This window comes from Neobacillus sp. PS2-9 (assembly GCF_030915525.1).
Classification (GTDB): Bacteria; Bacillota; Bacilli; order Bacillales; family Cytobacillaceae; genus Neobacillus.
Genome location: NZ_CP133269.1, coordinates 4,314,973 through 4,327,027, shown reverse-complemented (window position 1 = coordinate 4,327,027; position 12,055 = coordinate 4,314,973). Strand labels below are relative to the sequence as shown.

Below are 12,055 nucleotides of genomic sequence, written 5' to 3'. Positions count from 1 at the left end.
CTCTTTTTTTTACGATATTTTCCGTGATTGTAGGAGGATACCTTAGGTTGTATTGTAAAGGAAAGGTTGTATATTGAAAATTGGGAAAATAGGAGGGGTTTCATGGAAAGCACGATTCAGCTTGTTGAGGGTACCACAAGTAAAAAAGTTTTTTGGTCAGCGTTAGGAACAGGAATCATAGCTCTAGCCCTACTTTTAGTGTCATTTGGAATATCTGGGGTAGCCTATGCGGTACCTATTGCCGGTGTAGGGGACTTTTATGTAGAGTTTGATAAATTAGAAGGAAATGGCTATGTCTTCTACCCGAAAATGGGAGAAACAAGCTCTTCTGATTCAGCACCACAAGGGACTAATTTAATCGACACCTTAACGATCGACAATCTACAGCTATACAAGGACTTCCAAGTTGGTGGCGAATGGATCCGGGTTAAAATTACTGCCTCCAAACCGGTACAGATTACTGGTTTGCAGCATGATGCCGGACTTATTGAAGCCAACGCCAAATTTCAGAATTTAGTACTCCAGGAAAAGCATAGCGATGACTGGCAAAAACAATTCCAGCAAACCTCTTCTAAAATTACCCTAGAGCACGCAAAATTAAAGACTCATTACCTATTTCAAAAGACGATAAATATGAACGGGATGAGATTAACAGTTGAGAAGATTAATAAGAAATAAAGAGGAGGGACTTTGATGGCATTTAAAAAGTGGCGAAAAAAACGGCCGCTAGGGGGAGCAGTAACTACCATTCTTAGTGGTCTGATGATCTCGTGGGTCCCATTAAACCTTTACCTCAGTACATTTCTTCCTGGCTCCATAGCCATCATCGGTTTATTGTTTGGCGGAGTCATTACTTTGTTAGGTATCGTTGCCCTATTTTTTCCGAATGCATCTAAAATACTAGGAATCTTTACTATTTTTCTATCCATTCTCTCGGTGATTGGGGCATTGGGAGGCTTCCTGTTTGGAACCCTTTTTGGAATTATCGGAGGGGCGTTATTAATGGCATGGCGCCTTGCTCCCGTTCAAGTGAAGGCAGCACCTCCAAACAGAGTTGATAAGACGGTTCATACTGTCTAAAGGGGAGCGAACTATGTGGTGGAAAAGCAAGTACTTCGTTATAAACATTTGTATCCAGCTATTGTTTTTATCATTCTTCCCTTTCAGCTCTGCTGTAAAGGCCGAAAGTACAGCAAATGAAGGCTTTGTTATTGAAGCGGACCGTGTTGTTGGGTCAGGTATGACGGCGTCCATTGTGAAGCGGGAAACATCTGAAAGTGATCAGAAGCCCATGCTGCGATTCCACTATAAATCTGCAGTCATCTATGGAATGAGATTAACCAAGCAATTAGAATCTTCCAATGGCCCAGTTACGATATCCTTAAAAGCAAAAGGTCCCGTTACTGTAAAAGATATGACAGTGGATACATCGGCCATTTCCTTTAAGGGTGCTTGTGTCAAAGCATCAGAGACGATTCCGGAGCTGGGGATGGAAAATGTGGTTATGAATGCACATTATATGGAATCTAAAAACAGCATAATTAACCAATTAGTCCTCGACACATTGGCTGGTAAGCGGGGGGCTCCTCATCCTGATCAGAGTAAACTTTTACAAGATTTAAGTAGGTTACCTATCAATCAGATAGATAAAGAAATTGAAAAAATATCAAATGGACATTTGCCGCTAACGTGTGAGGATGGTGGAAAGGGAGATGAGTCTCCTGGTAGCATCGGAGTTGTGACCGACCCACTTCCGGATATGGTTGGCGTAGTGACAAAGCCACTGGAGCCGGTGTTGGAGCCACTGGAGCCGGTATTAGAGCCACTAGAACCTGTGTTGAAACCGCTAGAACCTGTGTTGAAACCACTAGAGCCTGTGTTGAAACCACTAGAGCCAGTCCTAAAACCACTAGAACCTGTGTTAAAACCATTAGATCCTGTTATGAAACCGCTTGAACCAGTCTTAAAACCAGTGGAGCCAATCGTAACAGGTACAAAAGAAAAGGTTGATCAAGTCGTTCAAACGACGTGCGAGCAGTTAAAGAATGCCAATGGAGTCATCACAAAGGAATTGGCATTGAATCTGATTGATGAAGCCATTTCGAAAAAGGTACCTTTGAATTCAATCTGTCAGAATGACACGACACTAACAAAAGAACTTCAAAGCTGGGAAAAGAGTCTACTAAGCTCACTAGGACTACTAGATTTATTAGGAAAGGTATTAAATGAGGACCCGGTTCAGCAACTTAAGAAAATGCGTGAAAAAATAGCTAAAGAAAAGGACGGAGCAGTTGTGTATTCTCAATAAAAAGGAGGATGACCATTATGGTCATCCTCTCTCTGTGTTATCTTAGAAAGCCCAGTTTCCTGCTCTGAAGATTGGCTCAGTCTTTCCATCGGCTGTGATACCATCGATGTCCATTTCAGGAGATCCAATCATAAAATCTACGTGTGTAAGACTTTCGTTAAGTCCATTCTCAGCTAATTCCTCAGATGACATTTTCTTACCACCCTCGATACAGAATGCGTAGGCACTTCCGATCGCTAAATGGTTCGACGCATTCTCATCGAATAATGTATTAAAGAAAAGAACATTAGATTGGGAGATTGGTGAATTATAAGGGACCAGCGCCACCTCGCCAAGATAATGTGAACCTTCGTCCGTTTCTACAAGACGCTTCAAAATTTCTTCGCCTTGTTCTGCTTGATAACCAACAATTCGTCCGTTCTCAAATGTAATCGAGAAACGGTCAATGATGTTTCCAGCATAGCTTAATGGCTTTGTGCTTGCAACCGTACCATTGACACCCGTTCTTAATGGAACAGTGAAAACTTCTTCAGTCGGCATGTTGGCCATGAATTCGAAGCCTTTTTCATTGATGCTTCCGGCACCAACCCAAATATGTTTCTCAGGAAGTTCGACCGTTAAATCTGTACCTGGAGCTGTGTAGTGAAGCTTTTGGTAGCGTTTGTCATTTAGGTATTTTACCTTTTCATGAAGCGTTTCGTCATGCTTTTTCCAAGCTTCTACTGGATTTTCTACATCCACGCGTGTAGCTTTGAAAATCGCATCCCAAAGCTTGTTTACTTGGTTTTCAGCTGGCTCGTCAGGGAAAACCATAGCTGCCCAAGCTGGCGATGGAGCAGCAATAACAGTCCAACTCACCTTATCTGATTGTGCAGCTTTCCGATAATTTGCTAAAGCTTTTCCAGCCGCTTTGTTGAAGTTGGAAATACGTTCTGGATTAACGCCGCTTAGCAAGTCTGGGCTTTGGGAAACAACAGACATAAAGGCAGCACCTTTTTCTGCAAGTTCATCCATTTCCTTTGCACGCCAAACAGGGTACTCAAGAAAAGCCTCATCCGGAGCTAAATCGTATTTTGTTCTTGTAACCGTATCATCGTTCCAGTTCACAATGACATTGTGGGCACCTGTTTCGTAGGCTTTTTTCACAACTAACCGAATAAATTCTGCCGCATCAAGAGTGGCATTGACGACCAACGTTTGGCCAGGCTGAATATTTACACCGACTTTAACAGCAAGCTCAGCATATTTCTCAAGATTTTTTTGAAAATCACTCATATGTATGTCTCCTTTTTTCAGAATCTTCCTATATTGTATCGTTTTTCTTTAGAAAAAGAAACCGATAACAAAATGTAACTGGAATCTATTTACAACAAAAAAACAGTAGAGACATTTCATCTCTACTGCAGCTTGCTACCGTATACTTTTATATTAAAATAAACACCTGCTGAAAATAACACTAGAAAAGTAATGATTCCTGATACTGAGGTTGGAGACATGAATTGTGACAATTCCATACATTCCACCGTCCTTATATATTAACCGTTTACAAGTTAATTATAATATTAAAAGAGGTAGATGTGAACATTTTAGTACAATTTTTCGAAATTTATTTGAACTTAAATACAAAAAATGGGACCGTGTTTACGATCCCGTAATGGTAGCTTTTTTTTCAAAATGAACAAACATAATCCAATACAGTACAGCACTTGCGAGGGCAAGAATGCAAAGGACGAAAAAGGTCCAGTCATAGCCAATCCACACGGTCAATGGAATAGCAAGCGGAGCAATAGTCCGGCTGATTGTAAACCGCAAGCTGGCTGCCGCAAAATACTGACCCCTCATATGCTCAGGTGCTAGCTTTGAAACGAAGCTCTGCTGCAGTCCTGCCCCCATTAATTCAGCAAACGTGAATACCGCCATTGCCAAGATTAATCCCCATATCCAATGTGTTTGACTGAAAATAACAATGGAGATGGCGTACACAATAGAGGAGAGAACAAATACATTTCTTTCATAATATTGATTCATCCACTTTGTCACAAACACCGTTAATAAGGCAACGAGCAAGCCATTTTCAGCGAGGACGATTCCAAATACCTGTTCAGCCTTAATCGTAAACGACCAATCACCGACAGAAAAGAGTGTTTGATTTTTCACGAAATCCTTTATATAAACAGGGATTAGCAGATCCAGCTGCATAAACGTCTGCCCAGCCAAAACTCCTGCGAGGATAAATAAAAGGAAGGTCTTATCCTTAATGATGAGGGAATAATCCCTCAGTTGATTGAGTAAAAAGTAATACCACTTTCCATCGCTAGAAAGAGCAGTATTCTGTTGGAGTGGTGCCGTTTCTCTGATCATTTTGGCAAGAATCAATCCAAATAAAATACAAACAAATCCAGCTACAAGTAACAGCTGAAAGCGGTAGTGAACATAAAAAATGGATCCTAATATAGGCCCGACCACAACTGCAATATTAATAGATGTATAAAAAATGGCAAATACACTACTTCTATGTTTTTCTTCCACGACATCTGCAATCATCGCCTGACTAGCAGGCCAGTAAAAGGAACCAAAAACCCCTGCAACCGCGAACGAAATAAATCCAATCCAAGGGGAATGGAGCCAGGGAGAGCTGGCTACAGCAAAAGCTAAGAAGGAAAGCCCTTGACCAATGGCGGAAAGAACCATCATTCTTTTTCGTCCGAAGCGATCTGCGCAATATCCGCCCATCAGGTTTGCAGCGACAGAGAAAACCTGAGAAAAAACTAATAATAATCCTGCTTTATTTTTACCGAACTCGTCTGCAAAATAGATGGTTAAGAACGGGAAAAACATCCAAAAGGTAATATTCATCATGGCTTCACTATATAAGCGAACCTTTAAGTTTGGGTCCCAATCTCTAATTCTCATGTTGAATCCCCATTTCTCTATTTCATGTCAATCCATCATACTATTCTCATGGAAGGAATTTCAAGAAAAATGTAGGTAAACAAATGTGTATCTACAAAGAACCTGAGAAAAACTTAAGCGGGAGAGTGGACAGTGACTGTTGGCCACAGTAAAAAAGCTTATATGTAACTACGCACACAATTCCCATAGCTCCACCAAAAAGGCTTGATGGGAATTGTGAGGAGCGCACAGTGCCCGATGCTCCACTTAAAATGCTTGCTTGGGAATTGTGAAGAGTTCACAACTCCCTATGCTCCACTAAAAAGGGTTGCATGGGAATTGTGAGGAGCGCACAGTGCCCGAGGCTCCACTAAAGATGCTTGCATGGGAATTGTGAAGAGTTCACAATGCCCGAGACCCCACTAAAAATGCTTGCATGGGAATTGTGAGGAGCGCACAGTGCCCGATGCTCCACTAAAAATGCTTGCATGGGAATTGTGAAGAGTTCACAATGCCCGAGACCCCACTAAAAATGCTTGCATGGGAACTGTGAAGGGTTCACAACTCCCGAGACCCCACCAAAAATGCCTGCATGGGAATTGTGAAGAGTTCACAATCCCCGAGGCCCCACTAATAAGGCTTGCATGGGAATTGTGAAGAGTTCACAACTCCCGAGACCTCACCAAAATGCTTGCATGGGAACTGTGAAGGGTTCACAACTCCCGAGACCCCACTAATAAGGCTTCCATGGGAATTGTGAAGAGTTCACAATCCCCGAGGCCCCACTAATAAGGCTTGCATGGGAATTGTGAAGAGTTCACAACTCCCGAGACCCCACCAAAAATGCTTGCATGGGAACTGTGAGGAGTGGACAGTGCCAGTATCCCTTAAAAAGAGTTAGAGTGGGAACTGTGAGATAAGACTATCAACTCTATTAATAGAGGTTGAATTACTGAATCCAGTTGGGACGTATGCTATAGTTAACATACGAAAACTTGAAAGGATGTTTTAAATTTGGTTAAAAGTGTTGTAATTGCTGAAAAACCTTCTGTCGCACGTGATATTGCACGTGTGCTTAATTGTCATAAAAAAGGAAATGGGTTTCTTGAAGGAGATAAATATATCGTTACATGGGCGCTTGGGCATCTAGTCACACTTGCTGATCCAGAAAATTACGATGTGAAGTATAAATCATGGAAATTGGAAGATTTGCCTATGCTACCTGAGCGTTTGAAATTGACAGTCATTAAGCAAACTGGAAAACAGTTTCAAGCAGTTAAAAGTCAACTGACTAGAAGTGATGTTAATGGAATAATTGTAGCTACAGACGCAGGCAGAGAGGGAGAATTAGTTGCACGTTGGATTATTGATAAAGTAAAAGTCAATAAACCAATTAAACGCCTCTGGATCTCATCTGTTACGGATAAAGCGATTAAAGACGGCTTTGCCAACCTAAAGCCTGGAAAAGCCTATGACAATTTATATGCTTCAGCGGTAGCACGTTCAGAAGCAGACTGGTATATCGGTCTAAATGCAACACGTGCATTAACCACCAGGTTCAATGCCCAACTAAACTGTGGTCGTGTACAAACCCCAACTGTTGCTATCATTGCAGCACGTGAGGAAGAAATTAAAAACTTCAAAGCGCAAACCTATTACGGCATTGAAGCCCAAACTACAGCCCAATTAAAGCTGACTTGGCAAGATGCAAAAGGGAATAGCCGTAGTTTTAATAAGGAAAGCATTGATACGATTGTGAAAAAACTGGGCAACCAAAATGCCAAAGTAACCGAAATTGAAAAAAAGCCGAAGAAGTTATTCTCTCCTGGCCTTTATGACCTAACAGAACTACAGCGGGATGCCAATAAAATATTCGGTTACTCAGCTAAAGAGACACTAAATATTATGCAAAAGTTGTACGAGCAGCATAAAGTTTTAACGTATCCCCGTACAGATTCACGCTTTATTTCGTCAGATATCGTTCCAACGATTCCAGAACGTCTGAAAGCATGTGGAATAGGAGAATATCGTTCACTAACAACCAAAATCTTAAAAAATCCAATAAAGCCTTCAAAGTCGTTTGTAGATGATAGCAAGGTATCCGATCACCATGCAATTATTCCAACCGAAGGATACGTTAATTTTTCAGCATTTACGGATAAAGAACGCAAAATTTATGACTTAGTGGTTAAACGCTTTTTAGCGGTATTATTCCCAGCATTTGAGTACGAGCAATTAACTCTTCGTGCGAAAATTGGTGATGAAAACTTCGTTGCTAGAGGAAAAACTATTTTATCTCTTGGCTGGAAAGAAGTTTACAATAATCGACTTGAAGACGACGATAATACAGATGATCTGAAAGAGCAAATATTACCTCGGATCGAAAAAGGTGATACATTAAACGTAAAATTAATCGCACAAACATCTGGTCAAACTAAGCCGCCGGCAAGATTTACTGAGGCGACATTACTATCGGCAATGGAAAATCCTACGAAGTATATGGATACACAAAATAAACAACTTGCAGACACCTTAAAATCGACGGGTGGACTAGGTACTGTTGCGACACGTGCTGATATTATTGATAAGCTATTCAATTCATTTTTAATTGAAAAGCGTGGTAATGACATTCATATTACTTCTAAAGGTCGTCAATTGCTGGATTTGGTTCCAGAAGAGCTAAAATCGCCTACCTTAACAGCAGAATGGGAACAAAAGCTTGACCAAATTGCGCATGGCAAGTTGAAAAAAGAAGTGTTTATCAGTGAAATGAAAAACTACACAAAAGAAATCGTTGCTGAAATTAAAGCAACTGATAAGAAATATAAGCACGATAATATTTCCACCAAATCTTGTCCAGACTGTGGGAAACCAATGCTTGAAGTGAATGGTAAAAAAGGTAAAATGCTCGTGTGCCAGGATCGTGAATGTGGACATCGTAAAAATGTCGCACGCGTCACCAATGCACGTTGCCCACAATGCCATAAAAAGCTAGAGCTACGTGGCGAAGGTGCTGGCCAAATCTTCGCATGTAAATGTGGATACCGTGAAAAGCTATCTGCTTTCGAAGCACGCCGTAAAAAAGAATCTGGTGGTAAAGTAGATAAACGTACGGTACAAAATTATTTGAAAAACCAGCAGAAAGAAGAAGAACCAATAAATAATGCGTTGGCAGAGGCACTAAAAGGATTAAAGTTTGATTAATACGATATTTATTAAGGCGCTATTCTGTAAAAAGGAATAGCGCTTTTCGTATTTATAAGGAACCATAAAGCCATTTCGTTCATTATTCTGCTAAAGTGTTATCGTGCTAAAATTCAGAAAATTTAGTTGACAGATTAAGTTTTCCTCTCATACAATAGTTATAATCATAATAATAAAATTGAATGGAATGATTTTCATGAGCCATTATCAAAAAACAATTCCATATTTAATAACAATTATAAAAGAGGCTGAACTCCAAATCTAAAGTGATAAGGAGTCCAGCCTCTTTCTTTATTATACTAAAGTGGTAGAGGAGCGAGAAAAATGATTACATTAACAGGTGAAAGTTTAACGCTAGAACAAATGAAGGAAGTATTATACCGAGGTCAAAAGGTTCGAGCTTCAGAGAAGAGTATGGAAGCAGTTAAAAAGAGCAGAGAAGCTGTCGATCGAATTGTTTCAGAATCGAGAGTAGTATATGGGATTACGACTGGGTTTGGAAAGTTCAGCGATGTGTTAATTGATAAAAATCATGTTCAGGACCTTCAACTAAATTTAATTCGCTCACATGCATGTGGTGTGGGAGAACCATTTCCTGAAATTGTTTCAAAAGCAATGGTCCTTCTTCGTGCCAATGCACTCCTTAAAGGCTTTTCTGGAGTTAGACCGATTATTATTGAAAAACTCTTAGAGCTGGTTAATCTGGAGATTATTCCTGTTATTCCACAGCAGGGCTCTTTAGGTGCAAGTGGTGACTTAGCGCCGCTGTCCCACCTTGCTTTAGTTTTAATTGGGGAAGGGGAAGTTTTTTATAAAGGAAATCAGATGGAAGCAATAAGTGCGCTTCAACAAGAGGGAATCCTTCCAGTCACATTAGAGGCGAAGGAAGGTCTGGCACTTATTAATGGGACACAAGCAATGACAGCCATGGGTGTGGTTGGTTATCTAGAAGCAGAGCAGCTGGCGTTTGAAAGCGAACTGATCGCCTCTATGACTATAGAAGGATTAAATGGCATTATTGATGCCTTTGCGGAAGAAGTTCATGTAGCAAGGGGCTATAAACAGCAAATTGATACAGCGCGAAGGATTCGTGGTTATTTAAGTGATAGTTTATTAACAACGCAGCAAGGTGAATTAAGGGTACAGGATGCCTATTCCTTACGCTGTATTCCACAAGTCCATGGTGCTTCATGGCAGGTCTTGGATTATGTAAAAGAAAAATTAGAAATAGAAATGAATGCTGCAACCGATAACCCGTTAATTTTTGATGATGGGGAAAAGGTCATTTCGGGAGGAAACTTCCATGGGCAGCCTATTGCGTTCGCGATGGATTTTATGAAAATTGCGGTTGCGGAATTGGCCAATATTTCAGAGCGAAGAATTGAACGGTTAGTGAATCCACAATTAAATGATTTGCCAGCATTCCTAAGCCCTCAGCCAGGTTTACAATCTGGCGCCATGATTATGCAGTATGCAGCGGCGGCACTAGTATCAGAAAATAAAACACTAGCACATCCAGCGAGTGTGGATTCGATTCCATCCTCAGCAAACCAAGAGGACCATGTGAGTATGGGAACGATTGCCTCTAGGCATGCGTATCAAATCATTCAAAACGTTAGAAGAGTTTTAGCAATTGAATTAATTTGTGCCATGCAGGCGGTTGAGATTCGCGGTGTTGAAAAAATGGCGACTCAAACGAAAAGGTTCTTTGAAAAGGGACGCGAGCAAGTAGCTTCCCTTAAACAGGACCGGGTGTTCTCAAAGGATATCGAAAAAGCGGCCAAATGGTTAAAAGAAATTGAGATTTCTCATTTTATAAAAGAATTTACTGTGGAAAAAGAACAATATTAATGGGCAACGAAAAAGGCGTGAAAACTCACGCCTTTTACTCTGTCTGATCCTGTTCTGAAAGCAAGCGGGCAGTATCGCCGCGATATTCTTCTTCATTCTCGACTCTATTTTTAAATGCTTCTCTTACTACCAGGAATTCTTCATCCCCAACTGCTTCTTTTCCTTTTTTCTCCGTTAAGCTATCTTGTGGAAAATTACCAGGATGACTCTTGTTCTTATGGTTAAAATGTTCTCCGCGTGACAAAATCAACACTCCTTTCATCTACGCATGTAGCATTCCCAAAACTTCGAAAAATAATTACGGATGGGACGGGGTTGCCATTTTAATTATCAGATGTGACTTGATATACTTAACATAGGGAAAATGGTAATAATAAGGAGGTCTAAAGCATGGATCTGTTTCACATTGTCTCAGAAGATCGCATCAAAAAAGCTTATCAAGATGGTGAATTCGACAATCTACCAGGATTGGGTAAACCATTGCAGTTAGAAGATTTATCGGGAATTCCTGAGGAGCTCCGTATGGCTTATAAATTGCTGAAAAATGCAGGATATACTCAGGAGGAAGGTCAGCTGCGGCAAGAAATGATGACAATCGAGGGATTATTGAAGAAATGTGATGACTCCACTGAGAAGGAAAGCCTCCAAAAGAAATTGAATGAAAAACTCCTTCGGTTTAACCAACTAATGTCCAAACGAGGAGTAAAGACAAATTCAGCCATTTTTAAAAATTATGAGCAAAAAGTGCAGAAGAAAATAAAATATTAACATAATAGGTCTTTACGAGCCCCAAGTGGGTATGGAGAAGGCAATACGGTCGCATAGACCTCGTCTAAGCGACCAAAATCCATCTCCAGAAGGCAATACGGTCGCATAGACCCCGTCTAAGCGACCAAAATCCATCTCCAGAAGGCAATTAGGTCGCATAGACCCCGTCTAAGCGACCAAAATCATTCTCCAGAAGGCAATACGGTCGCATAGACCCCGTCTAAGCGACCAAAATCCTTCTCTAGAAGGCAATACGGTCGCATAGACCCCGTCTAAGCGACCAAACCCCTTCTCCATCAAGCAGTACGGTCGCATAGACCTCGTTTAAGCGACCAAAATCATTCTCCAGAAGGCAGTAAGGTCGCATAGACCCCGTCTAAGCGACCAAAATCATTCTCCAGAAGGCAATATGGTCGCATAGACCCCGTCTAAGCGACCAAAATCCTTCTCTAGAAGGCAATACGGTCGCATAGACCCCGTCTAAGCGACCAAAATCCTTCTCTAGAAGGCAATACGGTCACATAGACCCCGTCTAAGCGACCAAAATCCTTCTCTAGAAGGCAATACGGTCGCATAGACCCCGTCTAAGCGACCAAACCCCTTCTCCATCAAGCAGTACGGTCGCATAGACCTCGTTTAAGCGACCTAATTCATTTCCACCAGGCAATTAAGCCTCGTAGAAAAGGAAAACCGGTCGCGTAGAAGAGGTACGAGCCCCAAAGAGGTATGGAAAGGGCGAACCGATAACGTAGAAGTGTTCTACCAGCCCCAAGAGAGTATGGAAAAGGAAAACCGGTAACGTAGGGTCGTTCTCGTTCAATACAAATTAATAAAGCTAACAAAAAAAGCTGGTGGAAGTGAGCATCATACACTTTTCACCAGCTTTATTTTATTTCTCCCCCTGGAGACTCTCCAGTCGAGGCATCTTCTTGTTTGTCCGGTTTGCACATACGGTCGAGTAGAAAACCAGCAAACACCATAAACGCAATCGGAATTGAGTAATTTAAAACATGAATCACAGTCATAGCATTA

Annotated in this window: 10 protein-coding genes; 6 read left to right on the top strand and 4 right to left on the bottom strand. The window is 41.1% G+C overall.

Features of this window, described 5'->3' with window-relative positions; translation table 11 throughout:
• Positions 1 to 102: 102 nt before the first annotated feature.
• From RCG25_RS21665 to RCG25_RS21655, 3 genes are read left to right on the top strand one after another with little or no spacing between them, the layout of a single operon-like run.
• Entirely contained in the window at positions 103 to 678 is a 576-nt protein-coding gene (locus tag RCG25_RS21665; protein WP_308080885.1) for a DUF6230 family protein, read from the top strand.
• A gap of 15 nt (positions 679 to 693) precedes the next feature.
• Positions 694 to 1,080 carry a DUF6114 domain-containing protein gene (locus RCG25_RS21660; protein ID WP_308080884.1) on the top strand — a complete coding sequence of 129 codons (387 nt, stop codon included), beginning with the start codon at positions 694 to 696 and terminating at the stop codon, positions 1,078 to 1,080.
• 13 nt (positions 1,081 to 1,093) lie between these two features.
• Positions 1,094 to 2,308: a hypothetical protein gene (locus tag RCG25_RS21655; RefSeq protein ID WP_308080883.1), complete on the top strand. Its 1,215-nt coding sequence runs from the start codon at positions 1,094 to 1,096 to the stop codon at positions 2,306 to 2,308.
• Positions 2,309 to 2,350: 42 nt separating this feature from the next.
• Here the strand turns inward: RCG25_RS21655 and RCG25_RS21650 are convergent, their stop codons facing one another.
• Both RCG25_RS21650 and RCG25_RS21645 read right to left on the bottom strand, forming a co-directional pair.
• Complete coding sequence (locus RCG25_RS21650) at positions 2,351 to 3,583, bottom strand: aminopeptidase (protein WP_308080882.1); 1,233 nt, start codon at positions 3,581 to 3,583, stop codon at positions 2,351 to 2,353.
• Positions 3,584 to 3,949: 366 nt separating this feature from the next.
• Positions 3,950 to 5,221, bottom strand: a complete 1,272-nt coding sequence (locus RCG25_RS21645) for an MDR family MFS transporter (protein WP_308080881.1) — start codon at positions 5,219 to 5,221, stop codon at positions 3,950 to 3,952.
• A gap of 993 nt (positions 5,222 to 6,214) precedes the next feature.
• Here RCG25_RS21645 and RCG25_RS21640 point away from each other — a divergent pair.
• Both RCG25_RS21640 and hutH read left to right on the top strand, forming a co-directional pair.
• The gene (locus RCG25_RS21640) at positions 6,215 to 8,404 is read left to right on the top strand and encodes a DNA topoisomerase III (RefSeq protein WP_308080880.1); all 2,190 of its coding nucleotides are present in this window, start codon (positions 6,215 to 6,217) and stop codon (positions 8,402 to 8,404) included.
• A gap of 324 nt (positions 8,405 to 8,728) precedes the next feature.
• Positions 8,729 to 10,255, top strand: coding sequence for a histidine ammonia-lyase (hutH, locus tag RCG25_RS21635; protein WP_308080879.1), 1,527 nt, complete (start codon positions 8,729 to 8,731; stop codon positions 10,253 to 10,255).
• Between the two features lie 34 nt (positions 10,256 to 10,289).
• Here hutH and RCG25_RS21630 read toward each other — a convergent pair whose 3' ends face one another.
• Positions 10,290 to 10,499, bottom strand: coding sequence for a hypothetical protein (locus RCG25_RS21630; RefSeq protein WP_308080878.1), 210 nt, complete (start codon positions 10,497 to 10,499; stop codon positions 10,290 to 10,292).
• A 146-nt stretch (positions 10,500 to 10,645) separates the two neighbouring features.
• Here RCG25_RS21630 and RCG25_RS21625 point away from each other — a divergent pair, with 146 nt between their 5' ends.
• A complete protein-coding gene (locus tag RCG25_RS21625; protein WP_308080877.1) occupies positions 10,646 to 11,023 on the top strand; it encodes a DnaJ family domain-containing protein in 378 nt (125 codons plus the stop codon).
• A gap of 884 nt (positions 11,024 to 11,907) precedes the next feature.
• Here the strand turns inward: RCG25_RS21625 and RCG25_RS21620 are convergent.
• Positions 11,908 to 12,048 (bottom strand): hypothetical protein, encoded by a 141-nt coding sequence (locus tag RCG25_RS21620; RefSeq protein WP_308080876.1) that lies wholly within the window; start codon positions 12,046 to 12,048, stop codon positions 11,908 to 11,910.
• Positions 12,049 to 12,055 lie beyond the last annotated feature (7 nt).